Here is a 25310-nt window from a genome sequence, read left to right as displayed (position 1 = left end):
TGGTCCGAATTAGGGTTTTGACGCGACCTTACAAAGATTTAATTCAGACAGCGCTCACGAAGCGCTCTCGGCGGCGTAGGTAGGAAGATGCGATCTCTCCCATCCTCGCGCGGGCGAAACTCGGGCCATGGCCGCCATGACCGATGCGTATCGGCAGGTCGAGCAGCCGCTGCATGGTGCGGCAATAGGCGGCGCGGTCCGAATCCGGCAGGTCGTCGATCAGCATGCCGTCATAGATGGCGTCGCCGGCGAAGAACAGGCCGTCGGCCTCATCGAACAGCGCGATCGAATCCGGCGAATGTCCGGGCAGATGCAGCACGCGGAATTTCCGATCGCCGAGGTCGACGATGTCGCCCTCGTCGAGCACTCGCGTCAACGGTGCGGAAGGGATGCGATAGTCAGCCGCCTTCCAGCCGGGCGCCGGCAATTTGGATACCGCATCGTCGAGATTGTGGAACATGTTGGCGTAGGTGACGGCATCATCCATGCCATCGAACTCCCCCGCGCTGACCTTCGGCCCCATCCTCAGCGGGAATTCGTGCAGCGAGCCGACATGGTCGAGATGGATGTGGGTGGCGACGACGATCAGCGGCTTGCCGGCCGGGGTGTCGATCTCGGGCGCCAGCGGGCAGATGCCCATGCCGGTGTCGACCAGCAGGTCGGCGTCCCGGCCCTTGAAATGCCAAATATTGGCGCGCACGAAATCGTGCACGAATGGCTCGGTCAGCATCGTCGTTCTGGCATCGACAACGGATTTGCCGAACCAGTCGCCCACCACAAGGTCGCCCATCAGACGAACGGCTTTCCGACCTTGTATTTTTCCGGCACCAGCCGCTTCAGATAGGCCATGCCGGCCTCGGACAACTGGTTGACGTCCGGCTTCATGAAATTGTCCGGCATGTGGCGGGTCTTGCCGGCCACAGCCTCGAGCGGCACCTTCTTCAGCACGGTCTTGGTGCCGTCATATTGCAGCGCCACCGAGCCGCCACCCTCCCCGGCGACGGCGACCGCGAACGCGCCGGCTTCGAAGGCTTCCTTGGCGTCCACGGGGCTGATCGCGCCGACATAGCCGCGCGGCATATAGCCCAGGGCATCGACGCGCGCCCGCTTGCCCGGCAGGCCTTCCGCCAAAGCGCGTTCGAGCGCCGCCGGCAGATCGCTGCCCGACAATTTGACGTTGCCGTGCTGGTCGCGCTCGAGCTTTTCCGGCGGCACCAGGCTCTCGACCAACGCCTTGCCGTCGGCGGTGCTGACGCCTTCCGAGACGGCGACGATGCAGCTCTTGTGGCGGTCGAGCGTCCTGCGGACATCATCGATGAAACGTTCGGCGGAGAAGGCGCGCTCCGGTACATAGACCAGATGCGGACCGCTATCCGGATCGAGCTGCCAGGCGGCGGCCGCGGCAGTCAGGAAGCCGGCGTGCCGGCCCATGACGATGCCGACATAAATGCCGGGCAACGCGCGGAAATCCAAATCGACCGACAGGAAAGCGCCGGCGACGAATTCGGCCGCCGAGATGAAGCCCGGCGTATGGTCGTTCTCCTCGAGATCGTTGTCGATGGTTTTCGGCGCATGCACGAAGGCGATCGCGCCGCCGGCGGCGTCGGTCAGGATCTGCTGGGTGCCCGAAGTGTCGTTGCCGCCGATATAGATGAAGGCATCGGCGCCGGCCTTCTTGAGGCCGTTGAGGATGACCTCGCAATAGGCCGCGTCGGGCTTGTCGCGGGTCGAGCCAAGGGCGGCGCTCGGGGTGCCTGCGATCAGCCGCAGCCGATCTTCGGGGATGGCTGAGAGGTCGACATAGTTGCCGTCGCGGATGCCGCGCACGCCATGGATCGAGCCGAGCACCTTGGCGCCGGGATGCCGCTTGCGGATCTCCAGCGTGGCGCCGACGACCGTCTGATTGATGACGGCGGTCGGGCCGCCGCCCTGCGCGATGACAAAGGTTCCGGCCATGATCGTTCTCTCCCGAGGCGAAGCTTTTCAGAGCACCTTCGCCTGTCTTGCGGCATCACGCAACGGGAGAAAGGAGGCGCATGATCCCGAAAAAATAGCGGCCGTGCTGACCGCCGAAAAAATCAGACGACGACGACTGGGTTCTTCTTCGATACCCTGTTGTAGAGGTCGATGATGTCTTGGTTGATCAGCCGCACGCAGCCCGACGACATCGCCTGGCCGATGGTCCACCATTCGGGCGAGCCGTGGATGCGGTAACCGGTGTCCTTGCCGTTCTGGTAGATGTAAAGCGCGCGGGCGCCCAGCGGATTGGTCAGGCCGCCGGGCTGGCCGCCCTGCCATTTCACCAGTTCCGGCTTGCGCTTGACCATCTCCGGCGGCGGCGTCCAGACCGGCCATTCCTTGCCGTACTGGATGTTGGCGCGGCCCGACCAGCGGAAGCCGTCCTTGCCGATGCCGACGCCGTAGCGGATGGCGTCGCCGCCGGGCTGGACGAGATAAAGCATGCGCTCCTGCAAATGCACGACGATGGTGCCGGGCGCTTCGCCGGTCTTGTCGACGACGATCTGGCGACGGAACTCCGGCTTGATCTTCTGGTAGGGCACCGCCGGAACCTGGAAGCCGTTGTCGGTCAAGGCAGCATACATCACGTCGGGACCGGTGATGTTCTTGTCGACGCTGATCGCCGGTCGGATCGGCACCGATCCCGTGGTGGTGTCGTCGATCTGCAATTGCGGCAGGTCGAGCGTGTCGGTGGTGCCGCAGCCGGCCATGCCGAGCAGCGCCATGGCGCCCATGCCTGAAAGCATGGCGCGGCGGGAAAGCGGAACTTCGGTTTCGACGGTTTCGCCGCTCGAAGGCGGCGTCAGACTTTGCGGCAACTCGCGCATACACCAAACCCTACGCTGTCGGCGGGAAGCACGGTCCGGCCGAATGGCTGCAATTTTCGTCAGTCATGGTTGAAAAAGGGTGAAAGAACTTTGCCCGCACTTAACCCTGACAGGGCGTTGTCCGGGCCAGGTGCCAGGGCAGGCCGGCGCCGAAGATTTTCTCCAACGCCTCTTTACAATCTCGCGTACCCCAGGATTTATCCTGTTCTTTGCGCTCAAGGAGTAGGGAAATGTCCTTCGAAAACTGGGCTGCCTTTGCCGCTGCCTCCGCCATCCTCCTCGTCATCCCGGGCCCGACGATCCTCTTGGTCGTCTCCTATGCGCTCGGCCAGGGCTGGCGTACGGCGCTGCCGATGGCAGTCGGCGTCGCGCTCGGCGATTTCACCGCCATGACGCTTTCGATGCTCGGCATCGGCGCGCTGCTTGCGGCTTCGGCCACTGTGTTCACCGTGCTCAAGGTGATCGGCGCCGGCTACCTCATCTATCTCGGCATAAAACTGTTCCGCGCCGGCGGCGCGCTGAAGGCCGAACCGCGCACCGACGCCGTGTCGGCGGCAAGGATGATGGCGCATGCCTGGCTGGTCACGGCGCTCAACCCGAAGAGCATCACGTTCTTCGTCGCCTTCCTGCCGCAGTTTCTCGACCGGCATGCCGATTTCTGGACGCAGATGCTGATCTTCGAAGCGACCTTCCTGGCGCTCGCTTTCAGCAATGCCTTCGGCTATGCGCTGATTGCTTCGCGAGCGCGCGCCATCGTGCGCAACCCAAGGGCGATCCGTATCTTCAACCGCACCGGCGGGACATTGCTTGTCGGCGCCGGCATCGCCACGGTGGCGATGCGTTCGGGGAATTGAGGAGAAGTCCGGTTCGACACAGTCGAAGCCCTCGCCGGTTGGCGGGCCGACGGTCGATGTTCTAGGATTGCATCGGTCCGACCGGACGAATAGGCATCAAAGGACGCGGCTATGGCGCTGAAGGACGCATTCGGCCTGACGCACTCGGGCGCGACCGAAGCCGGGCTTTCGTCCTACGCCAGAGCCGTCCGTGAGCTGCAGTGCTTCATCGGCGACCCGGTCGGCTCCATCGATAGCGCGATCGCCGATGAGCCCAGCTTCGTGATGGCGCATGTGTTCAAGGGCTATCTGTTCGGCCTCGCCACCGAGCGGGAGGCGATGGCGATTGCGCAAACCTGCCATGCGGCGGCGCTGCCGCTCGCCGGCACCGCGCGCGAGCGCGCGCATGTCGCGGCGCTCGGCCATCTTGCCAGCGGCCGCTGGCATGACGCCGCCCGCATCCTCGAGGACGTCGCCATCGACAACCCGCTCGATGCGGTGGCGCTGCAGGTTGGCCACCAGATCGACTTCTTCATCGGCAATGCGCGCATGCTGCGCGACCGCATCGGTCGGGCGTTGCCGGCTTGGGAGAAGGACATGCCGGGCTACCATGCCGTTCTCGGCATGCAGGCTTTCGGGCTGGAGGAAATGGGCGACTATGCGCGCGCCGAAGCCTTCGGCCGGCAGGCCATCGAGATCGAGCCGCGCGACGGCTGGGCGCAGCACGCGGTCGCGCATGTCATGGAAATGCAAAGCCGGCAAAGGGAGGGCATCGCCTGGATGCGCGCCAATCCGGAGGCGTGGACGAAGGACAGCTTTCTCAAAATCCATAATTGGTGGCATCTGGCGCTGTTCCACTACGATCTCGGCGAGACAAACGAGGTGCTCCAGCTCTATGACGGGCCGATCTACGGCGACCGCTCGACGCTGGCGCTCAACATGGTCGACGCCTCGGCGATCCTGTGGCGACTTTATCTCCACGGCGTCGATGTCGGCGACCGCTGGGCGGCGCTTGCGGCGAACTGGGCGCCAAAGGCGGCCGCCGGCAATTACGCCTTCAACGATGCCCATGCGATGATGGCCTTTGTCGGCGCCGGGCTGCACGCGCCGGCCCAGACCCTGCTCGAAGCGCAGCGCGAAGCAATGCGCGGCGATGACGATAACGCCGCATTCACGCGCGACGTCGGCCACCCTCTGACCTTGGCGATCAAAGCATTCGGCGAGGGCAACTACGGAGAAGTGGTGCGCCTGATCCGGCCAATCCGCTGGATCGCGCACCGCTTCGGCGGCAGCCATGCACAACGCGACGTGATCGACCTGATGCTGATCGAGGCGGCGCTGCGTGCCGGTGACAGCGCGCTGGCGCGGGCGCTGACCGCCGAGCGTCAGCTGGCGCGGCCGGACAGCCCGCTGTCGGCGCTGTTCTCGCGCCGCGCGGCCGATTTGTCAGAGAATTGACCGGAGGCGGATCTTGGCTTAAGAACTGGCCAAGCCAGATTTTTTCGAGACCCGAAAAAATTAATGGCATCGGGAGGAAATCATGTATCTCGGCCTCGACCTGGGCACCTCGGGCGTCAAGGCGCTCCTGATCGATGATCGCCAGACGGTCGTCGGGTCCGGCCACGGCTCGCTGGACGTCTCGCGGCCGCATGCCGGCTGGTCCGAACAGAATCCGGCGCACTGGATCGAAGCCTGCCAGACAGCGATTGCCGAGCTCAAGACTTCCCATCCCAAGGAGCTTGCAGCGGTCAAGGGTATCGGCCTCTCCGGCCAGATGCATGGCGCGACCCTGCTCGACGCCTCGGACAAGGTGCTGCGTCCCTGCATCCTTTGGAACGACACCCGCAGCCATGTCGAGGCAGCGGCGCTCGACGCCGACCCGCGTTTCCGCAAGCTCACCGGCAACATCGTCTTCCCGGGCTTCACGGCGCCGAAGCTGGTGTGGGTGAAGGACAACGAGCCCAGTGTTTTTGCCGCTGTCGCCAAGGTGCTCCTGCCCAAGGACTATCTGCGGCTCTGGCTGACCGGCGAGCATATTTCGGAGATGTCGGATTCGGCGGGCACATCCTGGCTCGACGTCGGCAAGCGGCAGTGGTCCTCCGAACTGCTCGCCGCGACAACGCTCGACGAGAAGCATATGCCGTCGCTGGTCGAAGGCACGGCGAAGGCCGGCGGCTTGCGCGGCGAGCTTGCCTCGAAATGGGGTATTGATTCAGGCATTCCGGTCGCCGGCGGCGCCGGCGACAATGCGGCCTCGGCCTGCGGCATGGGCACCGTGGGCGCCGGCCACGCCTTCGTGTCGCTCGGCACGTCGGGGGTGCTGTTTGCCGCCAACGCCTCCTATCTGCCCAATCCGGAAAGCGCGGTGCACACCTTCTGCCACGCGCTGCCCAACACCTGGCACCAGATGGGGGTCATCCTGTCGGCCACCGATTCGCTCAACTGGCTGTCGGAGATCACCGGCAAAGGCGCCGGCGACCTGACCGGCGAGCTCGGCGACAAGCTCAAGGCGCCGACAGGCATCGCTTTCCTGCCTTATCTCTCCGGCGAGCGCACGCCGCATAATGATGCGGCCATTCGTGGTTCCTTCACCGGCCTCGCGCATCAATCGAGCCGCGCCGTGCTGACCCAGGCCGTGCTCGAAGGCGTGGCGTTTGCCTTCCGCGACAGCCTCGAGGCGCTGAAAACGGCGGGCACGACCCTGACCAGGGTGACGGCGATCGGCGGCGGCTCTCGCTCGCGCTACTGGCTGAAGGCGATCGCCACCGCGTTGCAGCTGCCGGTCGACATCCCGGCCGACGGCGATTTCGGCGCCGCCTTCGGCGCGGCGCGTCTCGGGCTGATCGCCGCGACCGGCGCCGATCCGCTTGCCGTTTGCACCGCGCCGGCGACCGATGCGACGATCGAACCGGATGCCGGGCTTGGTGGGGCGTATGCAGATGCTTATCAACGCTATCGTGCGCTCTATCCGGCGATCAGGGCGGTAACCGCGTGAGTATGCGCGAGGCACCCCCCTCTGCCCTGCCGGGCATCTCCCCCTCAAGGGGGGAGATTGGCAGCTTGGGCGCCTCGCTCCCTTTTGCAGCGTTGGAGATTGGCGAAATCCTGGATGAAAGCCGATCTCCCCGCTTGCGGGGGAGATGGCCGGCAGGCCACAGGGGGGTGCCTCGCGCCTCCCTTACCCAGTTAGCCTCGCTGCGCCGGCACCTTGTCGAGGAAGCCGGTGACGCTCTTCAGGCGGCCGTTCTCGATGACGCAAATATCGGTGCCTTCGATGACGGATTCTGCGCCTTCGGGGCCCAGATTCCACGAAAAGCGGATGCGGTCGGCAAAACCGTCCGGCTCACCCTTCAGGGAGAAGCGGAAGCCGGCGAACTGCTGCTGCACGCCGTCGATCAGCGCGGCGATGCCGTCGTGGCCGTCGCCTTGCATGATCGGGTCGCGATAGCTGACGTCGCTGGTGAAGACGGCCTCGAGCAGGGCCTTGCGGCGCGCCGCATCGCTCTCGTTCCAGGCGGTGATGTAGTTGTGGGCGATTGTGTTGAGGTCGGTCATGGTCTTCATCCTTCATTGGATCGTTCGACATGACCCTTTTGGACCCACGGAAGCGCCAAACCAATTACGCCTGAGGTAATCGGCGAAAGCACTTGGAGAGGAAGGAAACCATGAGCAGCGGATTTTTCGGCGACATCAAGACCATCAAATATGAAGGGCCGGATTCAACCAATCCACTGGCCTACCGATATTACAATCCGGACGAGGTGGTAGGTGGAAAGCGGCTGGAGGACCATCTGCGCTTTGCCGTCGCCTATTGGCATTCCTTCGCCTGGCAGGGCGGCGACCCGTTCGGCGGCCAGACCTTCGACCGACCCTGGTTCGCCAAGCCCGGCGGCATCGACACGATGGAACTCGCGAAACTGAAGGCCGACGTCGCCTTCGAGATGTTCTCGCTGCTCGGCGTGCCCTATTTCTGCTTCCACGACGCCGACGTTCGCCCGGAAGGCAAGGATTTCTCCGAAAGCGCGGCGCGCCTCGACGAGATCGCCGATTATTTTTCGGCCAAGATGAACCAGACCGGCGTCAAGCTGCTCTGGGGCACGGCGAATCTTTTCTCGCATCGGCGCTTCATGGCGGGCGCCGCCACCAATCCCGATCCGGACGTGTTCGCTTATGCGGCGGCGACGGTGAAGAAATGCATCGACGTGACCAACAAGCTGAAGGGCGAGAACTATGTGCTGTGGGGCGGGCGCGAAGGCTATGAGACGCTGCTCAACACCGACCTCGCGCGAGAGCAAGAGCAGGCCGGCCGCTTCCTCAACCTCGTCGTGGATTACAAATACAAAATAGGTTTCGAGGGCACGATCCTGATCGAGCCGAAACCGCAGGAGCCGACCAAGCACCAATACGACTACGATGTCGCCACCGTCTACGGCTTCCTGAAGCGGTTCGGGCTGGAGAAGGAGGTGAAGGTCAACATCGAGCAGGGTCATGCGATCCTTGCCGGCCACTCCTTCGAGCATGAGCTGGCCTTGGCCAACGCGCTCGGCATCTTCGGTTCGATCGACATGAACCGCAACGACTATCAGTCCGGCTGGGACACCGACCAGTTCCCCAACAATGTGCCGGAGATGGCTTTGGCCTATTACCAGATCCTGCAGGGCGGCGGCTTCAAGACCGGCGGCACCAATTTCGACGCCAAGCTGCGCCGCCAGTCGCTCGACCCGGAGGATCTGCTGATCGGCCATATCGGCGGCATGGACGCCTGCGCGCGCGGGCTCAAGGCGGCGGCCAGGATGATCGGAGACAAGGCGCTGTCGGGTCCGCTTAACGAACGCTATGCCGGCTGGAACACGGCCGAAGGCAAGGCGATGCTTTCCGGCAAGCGTACGCTGGAGGAGATCGCCGAACGCGTGGTGACGGAGAAGATCGAGCCGCAGCCGCGCTCCGGCCGGCAGGAGCTCCTTGAAAACATCGTCAACCGCTACGTCTGAGGCTTTCCTGCGGCGCCCGAATCGAGCGCCGCAGAGCTGAAATTGCATTCCATGCGGGGTGAACCTACACGACAAGGTTTTGCCCCGCGCTGCCTCTCAATCGCCGCGCTCTTGCCTTCAAACAGCCGTCACGAATCGCGTATATTGTCGACATCCGGCGGGAAGGAAAGAAGGAGGCGAAACGTATGCAGCACGAACGCGAAATCGACGCCCTGCTCTCTTCCGGCGAGGCTGGTTCGATCATCGATCGGCTGATGGCGCTGCCGCATCCGAAGGATGGCGCCGGCGAAGCAAATGAATGGGATCGCGCGGTCGCCGCGCGGTTGGAAACGGCGCTGGCCAAGAGCATGCGCTCGCGCATTGTGCGCGAAGGCCGCGACGCCGCCTGATTCTTCGGCCCCTGTGTCCGAGGGCGTATTTTCGGCAGTTTGACGAACGGAGACTGTTTCTCCATCCTGCACCGATGATACGCGCGGTGCTGCTCGATCTCGCGGGTGTCGTCTATGATGGCGACACCCCGATCGCAGGCGCTGTGGCTGCGGTCGAGCGTTTGCGCAAGGCCGGACTGCCGCTCCGCTTCGTCAGCAACACGACACGTTCGCCGCGCCATAAAATCATCGCGCAGCTCGCCGCGCTGGGCGTCGAAGTCAGGGATGAAGAATTGCTGACGCCGGCGCGCGCCGCAGTCGAATGGCTGCGAAGGCATGGCCGCCAACCTCACCTGCTCGTCCATCCCAACCTCGAAGCCGAGTTTACCGGTTCGGAGGGCGGCAAGAGCCGCGCTGTCGTCGTCGGCGACGCCGGCGAGGCCTTCGACTATGCCGGCCTAAACCGAGCGTTCCGCGAACTGGTTGCCGGCGCCGATTTTCTCGCTTTGGCCACCAACCGCACCTTCAAGGACGCAGACGGCCAGCTCAGCCTCGACGCCGGCGCCTTCGTGGCAGCGCTCGAATTCGCCTGCGGGCGAAGCCCTGTCGTGCTCGGCAAGCCGTCGCCCGATTTCTTCCTCTCGGCGCTTGCCGGCTTGAATTGCCCGCAGACCGACGCGGTGATGGTCGGCGACGACGCGGAAAGCGATGTCGCCGGCGCGCTCAGCGCCGGGCTCGGCGCGGCGCTGCTCGTACGCACCGGCAAGTATCGCCCCGGTGACGAGACACGCTTCGACCCGGCGCCCACGGCGCTGGTCGACGACCTCAGCGCGGCGGTGGACTGGATCCTCAGCCGCGCCGCAGCCTGACCGGCGCTTCGCCGAACGCGCGGGAAAACGCCCTGGAAAACGCCGCGGCTGATGAAAAACCCGTACGCCCAGCAATGTCGGCCATGGCGATGCGCGTGTCGACCACCAGACGTCGGGCGGCGGCGAGCCGCAGCCGCAGATAGTAGGCGCCCGGCGTCTCGCCGATCGACTTGCGGAAGATGCTCTCGAGTGTGCGCGCCGTGACGCCGGCGCGCTTGGCCACGGCATCGATGGTCAGCGGCTCATCGACATGCGCTTCCATCAGTCGGATCGCCTGCGCCAGGCGCGGATCGTAGCCGTCGAGCCGGCCGAGCGAGACCAGCGGCTGGGCGTCGGTCGCCGCGCGCGTCTGATCGTAGATGAAGACGCTCGCCACATCGAGCGCGGCCGCCATGCCGAGCCGGGTGCGGACCAGATGCAGCATCAGGTCGAAGGTGGGCGAGGCACCGCCCGAGGTGAAGACCGGCCCGTCGATGACATAGCGGTCGGGGCGCACATCGACGCCCGGAAAGGCGGCGGAGAAATCCTCCATGTCTTCCCAATGCGTGGTGGCGCTGCGGCCTTCGAGCAGGCCGGCGCGCGCCACCAGCCAGGTGCCGGCCTCGACGCCGCCGCAGGCGCGGGCCGCACGCGCCGCGCGGCGCAACCCGGCAAGCAACGCCGACGTCGCATAGTTCTGCGTGCCGAAGCCGGCGACGACGACCAGCATGTCGGTCGCTTCGGCGGCATCGAAGCAGCCGCCGACGGCGACCGGCAAGCCGCAGGTCGTCACCGGCGCCTCTCCGGTGAGCGAGACCAGCTTGAAGTCGAACAAAGTCTCGCCGGAAATGCGGTTGGCGGCGCGCAGCGGGTCGACCGCCGAGGCCACGCACATGATCGACGAGCCCGAGAACACCAGAAACGTCACCTTGAGGGTTTCCCGCTCGGCGCGAAAGATCGTCTGCTTTTCGCTTTTAGTCATGGCGCCTTCGTAAAACGCAAAACAGTTTCCGGCAAGTCGGTCATGCTTGGCCAGCTTCGGCGCAGGTCGTCATAGCAAAGCCGGTTTCCGGCTTCATCAATGGCTGATCGAATTTGGGAGGAAAGACGATGCCGCTCGCGATGAACCGTGAGGTTTTCATTACCTGTGCCGTGACCGGTTCCGGCGGGACGCAGGACCGCAGCCCGAACGTGCCGCGCTCGCCCAAGCAGATCGCCGATTCGGCGATCGAGGCCGCCAAGGCGGGTGCTGCGATCGTACATTGCCATGTGCGCGACCCCGAGACCGGCAAGCCGAGGCGCGACGTCCATCTCTACCGCGAGGTCACCGAGCGCATCCGCGAGGCGAACGTGGATGTGGTGCTGAACCTCACCGCCGGCATGGGCGGCGACATGGTGTTCGGCTCGCCGGAAGCGCCGCTGCCGCTCAACGAGAAGGGCACCGACATGGGCGGCGCCACCAACCGCATGGAGCATGTGCGCCAGTGCCTGCCGGAGATCTGCACGCTTGATTGCGGCACGATGAACTTCGCCGAAGCCGACTATGTGATGACCAACACGCCCGGCATGCTGCGCGCCATGGGCGGCATGATGACGGCGCTCGGCGTGAAGCCCGAGATCGAGGCTTTCGATACCGGGCATCTGTGGTTCGCCAAGCAGCTGGTCGAGGAACAGGTGCTGAAGCCCGATGCGCTGGTCCAGCTGTGCATGGGTGTGCCTTGGGGCGCGCCGGACGACCTCAACACCTTCATGGCGATGGTCAACAACGTGCCGTCGACCTGGAACTGGTCGGCCTTCTCGATCGGCCGCAACCAAATGGCCTATGTCGCGGCGGCGGTGCTGGCCGGCGGCAATGTCCGTGTCGGGCTGGAAGACAATCTGTGGCTGGACAAGGGCGTGCTGGCGACCAATGCGCAGCTCGTCGAGCGCGCGGTGAGCATCGTCTCCAATCTCGGTGCGCGCGTGCTCGGACCGGAGGAAGTGCGCAAGAAGCTTAACCTCACCAAGCGGGCGCCGATCGCGGCATGAGCATGACCCCGAAAAGTGGGAACCGGTTTTTGCTTCGCTGACCTGCGGTTCGGAAAAGATCATGCTCAAACAACATTGAAAAGCGGGAGGTCGAGATGGCTACCGTCAAATTCACCGCGATGAAGGACGGCGACAAGGAAGACTACGAATTCCTGACCGCCCACGAGATCGACTATGCCGCCAGGACGGGGGATCGGCTGCTTTCCGCGCTGGTGCAGCTGGACGAAGGTTTGTCCGGCTATAAGATCACCCGGCTCGGCCATTCGCTGCAGGCGGCGACTCGCGCCTGGCGGGACGGCGCCGACACTGACTGGATCGTCTCCGCGCTGCTGCACGACATCGGCGACATCTACGCGCCCTACAATCATGACGAATATGCCGCCACGATCCTGAAGCCGTTCGTGCGCGAGCAATGCACCTGGGTGGTGGAAAAGCACGGCGACTTCCAGCGCCTCTACTACGCGCATCATTTGGGCGGCAACCAGCATGCCCGCGACCGCTTCGCCGGCCATCTCTATTTCGACGACTGCGACCAGTTTTGCGAGCGCTGGGACCAGTCGAGCTTCGATCCCGACTACGAGACGCTGCCGATCGAGTTCTTCCGGCCCTTCGTGCTCGAAGTCTTCGCCCGAAAGGCCTACGACCCGGCCGTGATCCGCGCCGGCGAGCGCGTGCCGCTTTCCGATCCCGAAACAGCCAAGACCAGAACCGGAGCCTGACTATGAGCATCATCAACAAGGCGGCCGCCGTCGGCGGCGGCGTCATCGGCGCCGGCTGGGTGGCGCGCCTGCTCTTGAACGGCATCGATGTTTCGATCTTCGATCCCGATCCCGAGGCGTCGCGCAAAGTCGGCGAGGTGATGAAGGGCGCACGCCGCGCCTACAAGCAGATGCTGCCCGGCGGCCTGCCCAAGGAAGGCAAGCTCACCTTCGCCAAGACGATCGGCGAGGCGGTAGCGGATGCCGACTTCATCCAGGAGAGCGTGCCGGAGCGGCTCGACCTCAAGCACAAAGTGCTGGCCGAGATCGACGCCCATGCGCCGGCCAACTCCATAATCGGCTCCTCGACCTCTGGCATCAAGCCGACCGACATGCAGGTGGCGATGAAGAAGCACCCGGAGCGGCTGGTCGTCGGGCACCCGTTCAACCCGGTCTATCTTCTGCCGCTGGTCGAGATCGTCGGCGGCCAGCAGACTTTTCCCGAGGCGATCGAGGTCGCCAAGGAGATCTACGCCTCGATCGGCATGAAGCCGGTGGTGGTGCGCAAGGAAATCGAGGCCTTCGTCGGCGATCGCCTCCTGGAGGCCGCGTGGCGCGAGGCGCTGTGGCTGGTCAAGGACGGCATCTGCACCGTCGAGGAACTCGACGACATCATGCGCTATTCCTTTGGCCTGCGCTGGGCTCAAATGGGCATGTTCCAGGTCTACCGCGTCGCCGGCGGCGAAGCCGGCATGCGCCACTTCATGGCGCAGTTCGGACCTTGCCTGAAATGGCCGTGGACCAAGCTGATGGACGTGCCGGAGTTCAACGACGAGCTGGTCGACCTGATCGCCACGCAGTCGGACGAGCAGGCAAACGGCCTCTCGATCCGCGAGCTTGAAAAGATCCGTGACGACAATCTGGTCGCCATCATGGATGCGCTGTCGAAGCAGAACAAGGGCAAGGGCTGGGGCGCCGGCGCGCTTCACAAGGACTATACCAGGCAGTTGGCCAAGCTGGCGGCGAAGCCGGCCGCCAAGGCAGGCGACAAAGCAAAGGCCGCCAAGCCGGCGAAGAAGATGGCGAAGCCCGCAAAGGCCGAGAAGCCCGCAAAGGCCTACAAGGCGAAAACAAGCAAGAAGAAGGGCTGAGGCGATGCATTTCGGTCTTTCGGAAGAACAAAAACTGATCGTCGAGACGACGCGTGCCTTTGTCGAGAACGAGCTTTACCCGCATGAGCGCGAGGTGGAACGCACCGGCGAACTGCGCCGCGAGCTGATCGACGAATTGAAGGCGAAGGCGATCGCGGCCGGGCTCTACGCCGCCAACATGCCGGCCGATGTCGGCGGCGCCGGCCTCGATAGGGTGAGCTGGCTGCTCTACGAGAAGGAACTTGGCCGCGCCAATTACGCGCTGCACTGGACCTGCGTGGCGCGCCCGTCCAACATCCTGCTCGCCGGCACGCCGGAGCAGCGTGAAAAATATCTCTTCCCCTGCATCCGCGGCGAAAAGTGGGACTGCCTGGCGATGACCGAGCCCGGCGCCGGCTCCGACCTGCGCGGCATGAAGGCGACCGCGGTCCAGGACGGCTCGGACTGGGTGCTCAACGGCACCAAGCACTTCATCAGCCACGCCGACATCGCCGACTTTGCCATCGTATTCATGGCTTCGGGCGAAGAGGATTCGCCGCGCGGCAAGCGCAAGAAGATCACCGCCTTCTTCGTCGACAAGGGCACCAAGGGTTTCACGGTGCGCGACGGCTACCGCAACGTCTCGCATCGCGGCTACACCAACTCGATCCTCGAATTCGACGACTGCCGGCTGCCGGCTTCCCAGGTGCTCGGCGAAGTGCACAAGGGCTTCGAGGTGGCGAATTCATGGCTCGGCGCCACGCGCCTGCAGGTCGGCGCCACCTGCCTCGGCCGCGCAGAGCGCGCGCTTTCGCATGCCATCGAATATGCCGCGCAGCGCCAGCAGTTCGGCCAGCAGATCGGCAAGTTCCAGGGTGTGTCGTTCAAGCTCGCCGATATGGCGACGGAGTTGAAGGCCGCTGACCTGATGGTGTTCGAAGCCGGCTGGAAGTACGATCAGGGCACCGTCACCGATCAGGACATGGCGATGGCCAAGCTGAAGGCTACCGAGATGCTGGCTTTCGTCGCCGACGAGGCGATCCAGATCCATGGCGGCATGGGGCTGATGGACGATCTGCCGCTGGAGCGCATCTGGCGCGACGCGCGCGTCGAGCGCATCTGGGAAGGCACTTCGGAGATTCAGCGACATATTATTTCGCGGGCGTTGCTGCGCCCGTTCGGGGCTTAGAGCATGATCCGCCAAAACCGGGATCCGGTTTTGGCAACGATCGTGCTCAAATGAAAAGATGACCATGCATAAACTCGAACGTCTCCTGCGCCCGAAATCGATCACCGTGTTCGGCGGGGCGCAGGCCGCCGCCGTCGTCGCGCAATCAATCAAGATGGGCTTTGCCGGCGAAATCTGGCCGGTGCACCCGACTAAAGACGAGGTCGCAGGCCGCAAGGCCTACCGTTCCGTCGCCGACTTGCCCGGCGCGCCGGACGCCGCCTTTGTCGGGGTCAACCGGCATCTCACCATCGAAGTGGTCAAGGCATTGGCCGAGCGCGGCGCCGGCGGCGCCGTCTGCTTTGCCGCCGGCTTCCTCGAGACCGAGGCCTATGACGAGGACGGCGAGCGGCTGCAGGCCGAGCTGGTCGCCGCCGCGGGTGAGATGCCGATCATCGGCCCGAACTGCTATGGCCTGATCAACTATGCCGACGGCGCGCTTTTGTGGCCCGATCAGCATGGCGGGATCAGACTGGCCGAGGGCGGCAAGGGCGTCGCCATCATCACTCAGTCGTCCAACATCGCCATCAACATGACGATGCAGAAGCGCGGTCTGCCGATCGCGTTCCTGATGACGGCCGGCAACCAGGCGCAGACCGGCCTTTCCGAAATGGCGCTCGGTCTGATCGAGGACGAGCGCGTCACGTCGCTTGGCCTGCATATCGAGGCCTTCGATTCCGTGGCCGGCTTCGAGCGATTGGCGGCGAGAGCCCGCGAGCTGAAGAAGCCGATCATCGCCATGAAGGTCGGCCGCTCGGAACAGGCGCGGCAGGCGACGGTTTCCCATACCGCGTCGCTTGCCGGTTCGGATGCCGCCTCGGGCGCGTTCCTGAAGCGGCTGGGCATCGCGCGCGTCGATTCCATACCGGCCTTCATCGAGGCGTTGAAGCTCTTGCACATCACCGGGCCGCTGCCCGGCTACAGACTGTCGTCGATGAGCTGCTCGGGCGGCGAAGCCTCCGTGATGGCCGACAGCGCGGAAGGACGCTGGGTGCATTTCCCGACGCTAAGCGCCGAGCATCGCGCGCATGTCAAATCGACGCTCGGGCCGCTGGTCGCGGTCGCCAATCCGCTCGACTACCACACCTTCATCTGGAACAACGAGCCGGCGATGACGGCCACCTTCACTGCCATGGTGTCGGGCGGCTTCGACCTCAACATGCTGGTGCTCGACTTCCCGCGCCCCGACCGCTGCTCGGACACCGACTGGTGGGCGACGCTGCGTGCCTTCGAGGCGGCGCTGAAGACCAACAGGGCGCAGGGCGCGATCGTCTCCTCGCTGCCGGAAAACCTGCCGGAGGAATATACCGCCGGGCTGATGGCGCGCGGCATGGTGCCCTTGTTCGGCATTTCGGAAGCGATGGACGCCGCCCAGGCCGCCGCCTTCATCGGCTGGGCCTGGCGCGAGCCGCAGGCGCAGCCGGTCGACACCACGGCGGCGGGCGCTTCCGACGGCGACCACGTCACGCCGGACGAAGCCGAGGCCAAAGCGCGTCTGATCGAGGCCGGGCTGCCGGTGCCGAAGGGCGAGCGAGCCTCGAACGCGGTAGAGGCGGTGATTGCGTCCATGGCGCTTGGTTTCCCGGTGGCGCTGAAGACGCTCGGCGTGACGCACAAGTCGGAGGTCGGCGCCGTGCGGCTGAACCTCAAGGACGCCGAATCCGTCAGCAATGCCGCGCATGACCTGTTGCCGCTTGGCACCGGGCTCTATGCCGAGCGCATGGTGCGCGACGGCGTCGCCGAACTGATCGTCGGCTTCACCCGCGACCCGATGTTCGGCGCGGTGATGACGCTCGGCACCGGCGGCGTGCTGGTCGAGCTGCTGCGCGACAGCGTGACCCTGATGCTGCCGGCGACGCGCGACGACATCGAGGCGGCGCTGCGCGGCCTGAAGCTCTATCCGCTGCTGGAGGGCTATCGCGGCCGGCCCAAGGCCGACGTCCAGGCCGCCATCGACGCCATCGCCGGCATTGCCGACTTCGTGCAGAAGAATGAAGGCGAAATCGAAGAGCTCGACATCAACCCGCTGATCGTCTGCGCCGAAGGCAAGGGCGCCTGGATCGCCGACGCACTGCTGGTGCTTGGAGAAAAGAAGAATGGCTGACGTCATCACCACTCGCCGCGAAGGCACGATCCTGGAAGTCACGCTCGACCGGCCCAAGGCCAATGCCATCGACCTCAAGACCTCACGGCTGATGGGCGAGACGTTCAAGGCGTTCCGCGACGATCCCGGCTTGCGCGTCGCCATCGTCAAGACGGCCGGAGACAAGTTCTTCTGCGCCGGCTGGGACCTGAAGGCGGCTGCGGCCGGCGACGCGGTCGACGGCGACTACGGCGTCGGCGGCTTTGCCGGGCTGCAGGAACTGCGCGACTTGAACAAGCCGGTGATAGCTTGCGTCAACGGCATGGCGGTGGGCGGCGGCTTCGAGCTGGCGCTGTCCTGCGACCTGATCTACGCCTCTGACCATTCTTCCTTCGCGCTGCCCGAGATCCGCGCCGGCACGCTGGCCGACGCCGCGACGATCAAGCTGCCGAAACGCATTCCCTACCATATCGCCATGGACCTTCTCCTCACCGGCCGTTGGATGGATGTGGCGGAAGCGCATCGCTGGGGCCTGGTCAACGAGGTGCTGCCCAAGGAGAAGCTGGAGGACCGCGTCTGGGAAATCGCGCGGCTTTTGGCCAGCGGCCCGCCGCTGGTCTTCGCCGCGATCAAGGAGACGGCGCGCGTGGCCGAGGCGCTGACCTTCCAGGAGGCCATGAACAAGGTGACGCGCAGGCAACTGCCGACGGTCGATATCCTCTACGGCTCGGAGGACAATATGGAAGGCTTCCGCGCCTTTGCGGAGAAGCGCGATCCGGTGTGGAAGGGTAGATAGGCCGCAGACGATGGCGTTCCGTCACACCCCCCTCTGCCCTGCCGGGCATCTCCCCCGCAAGGGGGGAGATCGGATGTCACGGTCGCTTTCGCCAATTGCCAGCGTCGCAGGTGGATCGCCGGCGCCCAAGCTGCCAATCTCTCCCCCTGCGGGGGAGATGTCCGGCAGGACAGAGGGGGGTGCTCAGGCTCGACCTTCGCGATCGGCCCAAGCGCTATGACCGACTACAAGACCCTCATCGACGCCGAGACCTGGGCTTTCATCGAGAAGACCAATTCCTGTTACCCGCCCGACACGATCGACTACACGATCGCAGAGCAGCGGGCGATCTACGACCGGATGTGCCGCGAGTTCTTCGCCGGCTATCCGCAAGGCGTGACGGTCGAAACGACCGCCATCGCCACGCCGACCGCCAGCATCCCGATCCGCATCTATAGCAACGCGGAATCGAACAGCGCCGCAATGGTGCTCTATGTTCATGGCGGCGGATTCATCCTCGGCGGGCTGGACAGCCATGACGATGTCTGCGCCGAGCTGTGCGCCCGCACCGGCTACGAGGTGGTCTCGGTCGATTACCGGCTGGCGCCGGAACATCTGCATCCGGCCGCCTTCGACGACGTGCTAAGCGCCTTTGAATGGGCCGCCAAGACCTATGATTGCCCTGTCCTGCTTTGCGGCGACAGCGCCGGCGGAAACCTCTGCGCCGCCGTTGCCCACGCAACGCGCGGTCACATCAAGAAGCCGGCCGGCCAGGTGCTGATCTATCCCAGCCTCGGGGGCGACCGCTCGCGCGGCTCCTATGTGGCGCATGCTGACGCGCCGATGCTGACCCTGCGTGATATCGAATTCTACCTGAACATTCGCACCGGCGGCGTGGACCGGACCGGCGACATCACGCTGTCGCCGCTCGCCGACGCCGATTTCGCCTATCTCCCGGCGACGGTGCTGATCACTGCCCAATGCGACCCGCTGTCCTCAGACGGCGAGGCCTATCGCGACCGCGTCGTCGCGGCCGGCGGGTATGCCTACTGGTTCGAAGAACAGGGGCTGGTGCACAGCTATTTGAGAGCCCGGCATACGGTCGGTCGTGCTCGCGCGAGCTTCACCCGCATCGTCGAGGCGGTCTCCGTGCTCGGCAGAGGCGAGTGGATCTGGTGATTTTGCCAAAGCGCGTGGCGTCGAGAATTCAAGCGCCGCGCTTCGGGGCTGATGCCAAAATCGCTGCTCTCCTTTCGGCGACTTGCATGAGACGGGCAAAGACAGCTCTACCAGCCGGACGCCTAGAGCATTTCACCGTTTCACGGAAACGACGAAATGCTCGGGCTTGTTGTTCTGACGCAATTCCGGACGGAAAACCGCTCACACTTTTTCTCGAATTGCTCTAGACCGGATTGAACCTTTCCGACTCAGCCTGCGACTGACGGCCAGGCGCCGCATGGCGCGGGCCGGAAAGGGAGCCCGTATGATCAGAAATCCAGAGCCGCGGTGGTCCGAGGAAGCAACAGGAGCTCGGCGCGATCATCGGCTTCGGGATGGAGACGACGCGCTCGGCTTTCGGCTGATTCCGTTGACCCTGCCAGGCACCCGGCGTATCGTGAACAGGCGGAAAACAGACAATTCTATCAGGGACGAACGAGCCGGAACGCTGCGACTTACCTTGTTTTGCGCGGCGAAATCGGAGGGTTCTTCCGACGACTTCGGGGGGAGCTCAATGTCTCGCGACCGCGGCTCGTTCGTGGCTTTTCGCGGCGGCGGTTTGCGCCGCGCGATCGTGACCACCAGCGGAATTCTTGCCCTGGCACTGGCCGCCGGCTTTTGCCTCGGCGATGTGGCAAAGGCTCAGGAAGCCCAGATCATCTATCCGGGCTCGATGGCGGTGACCGGCTTCCCCGGCACGATCATCCCGGATTTCGGCTCTCCCGATTCCGAAAAGGGCGGCCTGCCGCCCGGCGTCGACCCGGTCGACGAAACCTTCATCGACACTTCGCAGGCCTCGTTGCGCATTTTCAACGTCTCGCAACTCGGCGGCCCAGCTTCGGGCCAGCTCGTCTACACGCCGCCGCCCTTCGAGGTGACAGCCGGCCAGATCGGCGAGGTCTTCGGCCTCACTTATGACGACGGCGTGCGCGATGGCGTGCCGTCGGGCATTCCGGACCTCTATACGGCGGCGACCTCGCTGCACGGCATCGAGATCGTCACGCCGGACGCCGACGAGGACGGGCGGCCTGAGCGACAGCGCCGCGGCGCCGCCGGCGCTGTCTTCATGAACGGCCAGTTCGGCATCGAAAATGGCGGCGGACCGGGCACCATCTGGAAGATCGACGGTATCTCGGGCGCCGTCTCGAAATTCGCCGACGTCGACACCAACAGCGGGCCCGGCATCGGCAACCTCGCCTTCGATCCGACCCATCGTGAGTTCTTCGCTTCGGATCTCGATACCGGGCTCATCCACCGCATCGATATCGAGGGCAATCTGATCGACAGCTTCGACCATGGCGTTGCCGGGCGTCCCGCGCATGGGCTGGCCCCGGTCGCCGACGACGGCGCCGTGATGGACATCCACGATACTGCCTTCGATTCGGAAGACCCCCGAACCTGGGGCTATACGCAGGATGCGCGCCGCGTCTGGGCCGTCGCCTACCATGGCGGGCGGCTCTACTATTCCGTAGGCGAGAAAGCCGAAATCTGGTCGGTCGGCATTGCAAGCGACGGGGGTTTTGGCCGCGATCCGCGCTGGGAACTGACGGTCAAGGCCGACCAAGATTATGCCGTCACCGATATCGCCTTCGACAATCAGGGTTTCATGTATCTTGCCCAGCGCGGCCCGGTCGAGAACCGCTACGATTACAGCCGCTTCGCCGATACCGGCAAAGGCGAGGTGATCCGCTACCAGGGCGAGGATCCGGACGATCCGGCAACGGAATCGGTCTGGGCCGAGGTGCCGCAGGAATATGCGGTCGGCTTCCCGCAGGGCAACCGGCAGTCGGCAGGCGGCGTCGACCTGCAATACCGCTACGACCCCGAAGGCAATCTTGACACCTCGGTCTGCACCGACACGGTCCTGAACACCGGCGACAAATTGCGCGACAATCCGGAGCTTGCCGAGCGCCTCGCCGCCGGCGGGCCGCTTGCCGTGCATGGCGTCCAGCTCACGCCAAGCAAGCTGGTCAAGCCGGTAAACGTGCCGCCCTTCGGCTCCTGGTTCGTCGACTTCGACGGCTATTTCGAAGACCCGGACGTCCAGGGCCATGTCGGCGACGTCCGGGTCTGGCGCCCCTGCGAGGGCCGCGCCGGCTATTATGAGGAAATCCCCGGCGGCTTCCTGCCTCCCGTCTATCCGCCGGACTTCCCGCCGCCCGGCAACCTGCCGCCATGCCTTGATGTCGAGGACGTGCAGTATTTCTGCACGCCCCGCGGCCTCCGGGCCGACCTCTATCTCGATGACCACGCCGGCTTTGGCGGCGATTCGATCAAGGCTTTGTCCAAGACACCGGGTGTCGGGGTGACCTCACCCATGTCGCATGCGCCGGGCAAGCCCTACACGATCGGCATCACCGGCCATAATCCGGGCGACACCGTCAATGTCGGGCTCTGCTTCTACCGGAAGTCCGACCGGGACAAGGGCGGCTACTATCCTTGCTGCAAGATGACGCTGCCGCTCAGGACGCCGGCCGTCGAGTGCGAAGCGCCGAGGAGGGACAGATGAGCGGTCTCGTCCTTTCCCGCCCTGCCCCGCGCAAAACCGTCATGGGCACGGTCATAAAACCCCTGTCACACGCCAGGCGCGGCGCACGCTGGCTGATGGCGGCCGGTGTCGCGATCGCCATGATGCCGGCAGTGCCGGCGGTTGCGCAGGACAAGGCACCGGCTGGCCAGATCGCCAATCCGGAAATCACGGCTGGATCGCGCGGCATCAATCCGGAGCTCGGGCGGATCATACCCTTCTTCACCAAGAAGGGTGCCCTAAGAGGCTGCGATAGCGTCGAATACGTCTTGAGCTTCGGCATCCATGGCGACCCGCAGGACTTCGACCGGCCAAGCGTGGCGGCCCTTCTGAAGGCGACAAGGCTCGACTTCAAGGACCAGCTGCCGCACGGCTTGCAGATCGTCAGCGTCGACGTCGTCGGCGACGGCACGGGCGCTTCCGGCGGACCGCTGCCCGCTGCTTCGATCAGCACATCGGCCGGTCCAAATGATACGGCAAGCGTTTCCAATTTCCGGATCAGCGCTTCGAACCTCGACGGCGTCGGCGCTGCCGACGAACGCGTGATCACTTTCCGGATCACGGCCAAGATAGAGCATGCCGCCTTCGCCGCGCCGGCAACGGTCGATAACCAGGGTGAGATGAAGGTGGCCTTCAGGGGCGGCCCGGCAACCACGATCCCCTCGCAGGATCCAGACAAGCCCGACGACGCCGATTTCCTCACCGGCGTGAAAACCTCGATCACGATCGACCTGAGCAAGTGCAACCCGCCGCCTCCGCCTCCCAGCAAGGAATGCTTCAAGGTCGAACGCGGCACGGTCGACTGCGTGCCCGGCGGCGGCGCCTTCATCTATCACATGCCGGTCGGTCCGGAGATGGCCGGCAAATGGGTGCAGCTGTCGACGACGACACCCGGCATCACTATCGCCACCGACACCCAGCAGGTACCTGCCGGCGGCGGCGTGTTGAACTGGAAGATCATCGGCGCCTCGCCGGGCGAGGCCATCCATCTCGTCGTCATCGGCATCGACACCTATGCCGGGCCGAAGGAAGGCTGGGGACTTTGCTGCACGCAGGAGATCGACATCGACATTCCGCGTGATCTCAGGTGCCCGCCCCAAAAGCAGCCCGACCTCAAGGTGGAGAAGTGGGCAGAGGTGCCGCGCTGCACGATGTCCGGCGGCTGCGACTTCACCATCACGGTCACCAATGTCGGCGATGCGCCCTATAACGGCAAGATCGTGCTCGACGAGGTGACATTGCCGGCCGGGTCGGCGCTGTCGTCGGGACCGAACCCACCCTGGGTCTGCGCGCCCGGGACGACGCCGATCACCTGCACCCATCCGGCAACCACGCTCCACCCGGGCGCCTCCGCCGTCCTCAAGCTCGGCTTCAAGCCGGCCGGCGGCTGGCAGGGCAGCGTGCTGCGCAATTGCGCCGCCTATGACTACCAGGCGAGCGGCAAGCCGCTGTTCGGCAGCCAGCAGAACGATCGCGGCTGCGCCTCGATCCCGGTCTGCCGCCGTGGCGATCGCGATCCGCAATGCCAGCCTGCGGTCGAGAAGAAGGTCGACCTGCTGCTGAAGAAGCGCGCCCGCATGCCGGTCTGCACGCCGGACGGCATCTGCAGCTTCGTGATCGATATCATCAACAACGGCACCAGCACCTATCACGGGCCGCTGACCGTGATCGACACCTATCCGGGCGACGCGCCGACCTCCTCGGCCTTCGGGCCCAGCCCGCCATGGACCTGCTTGCCGAACGGCCCCGGCCAGTTCCGCTGCGACAATGCCGGCATCTCGCTGCCGCCGGGCGCCTCGACGCCCATCGTGGTCAAGGCGGTCATGCCGGCAAACTACCGGCCGGACACGGTCGAGAACTGCGCCGAGGTGAAGGCCATTGCCGGCGAGGTCGACCTCGCGAACAACAAGGCGTGCGCGACCGAGCGCATCCGCCGTCCGAATGGCGCCAAGCCCGGCCTGCGCATCACCAAGGCGTGCGAGAGCTCGCTGGCCGGTGCGTCTTCGGTATCCTGCCGCATCACCGTGACCAATGCCGGCACTGCTGCCCCCACCGGTCCGGTGCGGGTCAACGATGCCGCCACGCTGGTGTCGGGCGGCGCGCCGGTTGCTGTCCGGACCGTGACCCCGGACGGCGCCGACTGGAACTGCGGGCCAGTGCCCGCCAACATGCTGTCTTGCCAGATTGCCGGCGCCGTCATGACGCCCGGAACCAGCCGGCACTTCGACGTGACGGTCGGCGGCAATGACGCGTTCGAGAACTGCGCGCGCGGCTCTTTTGGGCCGGCGCCCCGCGACGACATCGTCTATCCGATCGGCCAGGCTTGCGCGAAGGGCGGTGGGGCCTCCACGATCCGCGTCGAGAAGACCGGCGACAGCGAATGCCAGCCAGGCGCGCCCTGCTCGTTCGAGATCACCATCACGAATGAGGGGCCGAATGCCTTCTCCGGTCCGGTCCGCATCGGCGATGCGGTCGGCATCGACGGTCTCGGCAGGCTGGAGGGTGTCAAGATCACCGCGATCGACCCGCCTTTCGGCTGCTCGCCGGAGCCGGCGACGCTGCCGGCGTCCTGCATCGCCAATCTGACGCTGGGCGCCGGCGAAAGCCATACGCATCATGTCACAGTGGTCCTTCCCGACGACGCGCGCCTTGCCACTCTGCGGGGTACGGTCAGCGGACAGAACTGCGTCGGGGTGCTCTCGCCAAACACGCCGGTGCAGGGCGGCGGCGATGTGCTGTCGCGCGCCCCAGCCAACGCGCAAGGCGACCGCGGCAGGGCCTATGCATGCCACCCCTTCACAATCAAGCGTGAGGTCAAGAACCAGTGTTCGGGCGGCATGGTGCTCAACTCGGCCGGCCGCTGCGCCTGCCCGGACGGCACCACATTCCGCAACGGTCAGTGCTCGTCCGGCGGCACCAAGCTTCTGCCGCTGCCATTGCCGCAGCGCTGCGTCCTACTCAAGGGCCAGATCCGGACCGAGGACGGGCGCTGCGTCTGCCCGCGAGGCGCCGAGCTGGAAAACGGCAGATGCGTTCAGAGCGAGCAGCCGCAGGAGCCGCAGTGCACGCTGCGTCCCGGCCAATACCGCGACCAGGACGGCAATTGCGTATGCCGGCGCGGCGAGCTGGTGAACGGCGTCTGCCGGGTCGCTCCGCCGAAATGCACTATCCGCGGCGCCGTGCCGACACCGGATGGCTGCGCCTGTCCCAAGGACACGCATGTCGACCGCGCCGCCAAGGCTTGCGTGCCCGACAGGCAGCAGCCGCCCAGCCAGTGCCGCATTCGTGGCCAGGTGCGCAATGCCGATGGCGATTGCGTCTGCCCGAGGGGGACGGCGTTGAAGGGCAAAGCCTGCGTGCCGGTCAGGAAGCCGCAAGCATGCTCCATCCGCGGCCAGTTCCTCAACAAACGCGGCGTCTGCGTGTGTCCACGCGGCACCGAAGTGATCGAAGGTAGATGCGGCAGGTTCGAAGACGCTGTATGCGCGCCGGGCTCGGAGATGATCGATGGCATGTGCCAGCCGATCATCAGGCGGCGCTGCCCGGTCGGAACGGCCGGCCGGTATCCGGATTGCTTCCCGATCCGCAGGCGGCCAGGCTTGGAGATCGATCCGGACCTGCTGCTCAATCCGAATATCCTGCAGCAGTTGGTGCCAAGAAGCCAACCAAGGCTGCAGCGGAACCCGGCGACTGACAACCTTCAGTAAGGCAGCCCATCACTACCGCGCCCGCGAACC

Annotated in this window: 20 protein-coding genes; 15 read left to right on the top strand and 5 right to left on the bottom strand. The window is 65.2% G+C overall.

Going from position 1 to position 25310, the window contains the following annotated elements:
• Positions 1-43: 43 nt before the first annotated feature.
• From P9230_RS30690 to P9230_RS30680, 3 genes are all read right to left on the bottom strand, one after another.
• Positions 44-790, bottom strand: a complete 747-nt coding sequence (locus P9230_RS30690) for an MBL fold metallo-hydrolase (RefSeq protein ID WP_278121628.1) — start codon at positions 788-790, stop codon at positions 44-46.
• Positions 790-1956: a diphosphate--fructose-6-phosphate 1-phosphotransferase gene (locus tag P9230_RS30685; RefSeq protein ID WP_278121627.1), complete on the bottom strand. Its 1167-nt coding sequence runs from the start codon at positions 1954-1956 to the stop codon at positions 790-792. Before P9230_RS30685 ends, P9230_RS30690 begins: the two co-directional genes overlap by 1 nt.
• 122 nt (positions 1957-2078) lie before the next feature.
• A complete protein-coding gene (locus tag P9230_RS30680) occupies positions 2079-2846 on the bottom strand; it encodes a L,D-transpeptidase (protein WP_278121625.1) in 768 nt (255 codons plus the stop codon).
• A gap of 230 nt (positions 2847-3076) precedes the next feature.
• On the opposite strand from P9230_RS30680, the gene P9230_RS30675 reads away from it, so the two are divergent.
• From P9230_RS30675 to xylB, 3 genes are all read left to right on the top strand, one after another.
• Positions 3077-3700, top strand: coding sequence for a LysE family translocator (locus tag P9230_RS30675; protein WP_066996047.1), 624 nt, complete (start codon positions 3077-3079; stop codon positions 3698-3700).
• Between the two features lie 111 nt (positions 3701-3811).
• Entirely contained in the window at positions 3812-5137 is a 1326-nt protein-coding gene (locus tag P9230_RS30670) for a tetratricopeptide repeat protein (protein ID WP_067324075.1), read from the top strand.
• 82 nt (positions 5138-5219) lie between these two features.
• Positions 5220-6674, top strand: coding sequence for a xylulokinase (xylB, locus tag P9230_RS30665; protein WP_278121623.1), 1455 nt, complete (start codon positions 5220-5222; stop codon positions 6672-6674).
• Positions 6675-6865: 191 nt separating this feature from the next.
• Here xylB and P9230_RS30660 read toward each other — a convergent pair whose 3' ends face one another.
• The gene (locus P9230_RS30660) at positions 6866-7234 is read right to left on the bottom strand and encodes a nuclear transport factor 2 family protein (protein WP_278121621.1); all 369 of its coding nucleotides are present in this window, start codon (positions 7232-7234) and stop codon (positions 6866-6868) included.
• 110 nt (positions 7235-7344) lie between these two features.
• Here P9230_RS30660 and xylA point away from each other — a divergent pair, with 110 nt between their 5' ends.
• The 3 genes from xylA to P9230_RS30645 all read left to right on the top strand — a co-directional run bounded on the left by xylA (position 7345) and on the right by P9230_RS30645 (position 9907).
• Positions 7345-8670 carry a xylose isomerase gene (xylA, locus tag P9230_RS30655; protein ID WP_278121619.1) on the top strand — a complete coding sequence of 442 codons (1326 nt, stop codon included), beginning with the start codon at positions 7345-7347 and terminating at the stop codon, positions 8668-8670.
• Between the two features lie 185 nt (positions 8671-8855).
• Positions 8856-9059 carry a hypothetical protein gene (locus tag P9230_RS30650; RefSeq protein WP_066996194.1) on the top strand — a complete coding sequence of 68 codons (204 nt, stop codon included), beginning with the start codon at positions 8856-8858 and terminating at the stop codon, positions 9057-9059.
• Positions 9060-9133: 74 nt separating this feature from the next.
• Complete coding sequence (locus P9230_RS30645) at positions 9134-9907, top strand: TIGR01458 family HAD-type hydrolase (protein WP_278121608.1); 774 nt, start codon at positions 9134-9136, stop codon at positions 9905-9907.
• Here the strand turns inward: P9230_RS30645 and P9230_RS30640 are convergent.
• The gene (locus P9230_RS30640) at positions 9888-10868 is read right to left on the bottom strand and encodes a GlxA family transcriptional regulator (RefSeq protein ID WP_278121606.1); all 981 of its coding nucleotides are present in this window, start codon (positions 10866-10868) and stop codon (positions 9888-9890) included. The two genes, P9230_RS30645 and P9230_RS30640, sit on opposite strands and share 20 nt — an antisense overlap.
• A 128-nt stretch (positions 10869-10996) precedes the next feature.
• Between P9230_RS30640 and P9230_RS30635 the strand changes: the two genes are divergently transcribed.
• The 9 genes from P9230_RS30635 (at position 10997) to P9230_RS30595 (ending at position 25280) form a co-directional block, all read left to right on the top strand.
• The gene (locus P9230_RS30635) at positions 10997-11914 is read left to right on the top strand and encodes a 3-keto-5-aminohexanoate cleavage protein (protein WP_066996067.1); all 918 of its coding nucleotides are present in this window, start codon (positions 10997-10999) and stop codon (positions 11912-11914) included.
• A 95-nt stretch (positions 11915-12009) separates the two neighbouring features.
• Positions 12010-12633: an HD domain-containing protein gene (locus P9230_RS30630; RefSeq protein WP_127247860.1), complete on the top strand. Its 624-nt coding sequence runs from the start codon at positions 12010-12012 to the stop codon at positions 12631-12633.
• A gap of 2 nt (positions 12634-12635) precedes the next feature.
• Positions 12636-13763, top strand: a complete 1128-nt coding sequence (locus P9230_RS30625) for a carnitine 3-dehydrogenase (protein WP_278121603.1) — start codon at positions 12636-12638, stop codon at positions 13761-13763.
• A gap of 4 nt (positions 13764-13767) precedes the next feature.
• Complete coding sequence (locus P9230_RS30620) at positions 13768-14931, top strand: acyl-CoA dehydrogenase (protein WP_278121601.1); 1164 nt, start codon at positions 13768-13770, stop codon at positions 14929-14931.
• 64 nt (positions 14932-14995) lie between these two features.
• Complete coding sequence (locus P9230_RS30615) at positions 14996-17074, top strand: acetate--CoA ligase family protein (RefSeq protein WP_278121600.1); 2079 nt, start codon at positions 14996-14998, stop codon at positions 17072-17074.
• A complete protein-coding gene (locus tag P9230_RS30610) occupies positions 17067-17849 on the top strand; it encodes a carnitinyl-CoA dehydratase (RefSeq protein ID WP_066996079.1) in 783 nt (260 codons plus the stop codon). The genes P9230_RS30615 and P9230_RS30610 overlap by 8 nt, the downstream gene beginning before the upstream one ends.
• Positions 17850-18065: 216 nt before the next feature.
• Entirely contained in the window at positions 18066-19007 is a 942-nt protein-coding gene (locus P9230_RS30605) for an alpha/beta hydrolase (protein WP_127324886.1), read from the top strand.
• A 553-nt stretch (positions 19008-19560) separates the two neighbouring features.
• Positions 19561-21555 (top strand): hypothetical protein, encoded by a 1995-nt coding sequence (locus tag P9230_RS30600; RefSeq protein WP_278121599.1) that lies wholly within the window; start codon positions 19561-19563, stop codon positions 21553-21555.
• Entirely contained in the window at positions 21552-25280 is a 3729-nt protein-coding gene (locus tag P9230_RS30595) for a hypothetical protein (protein ID WP_278121598.1), read from the top strand. The genes P9230_RS30600 and P9230_RS30595 overlap by 4 nt, the downstream gene beginning before the upstream one ends.
• The last annotated feature ends 30 nt before the right edge of the window (positions 25281-25310 follow it).

Origin of the sequence: Mesorhizobium sp. WSM4887 (assembly GCF_029625865.1) — a bacterium.
Taxonomy (GTDB): Bacteria; Pseudomonadota; Alphaproteobacteria; order Rhizobiales; family Rhizobiaceae; genus Mesorhizobium.
The sequence above is the reverse complement of the archived record's forward strand: the minus strand, read 5'-3'. Positions and strand labels throughout refer to the sequence as shown.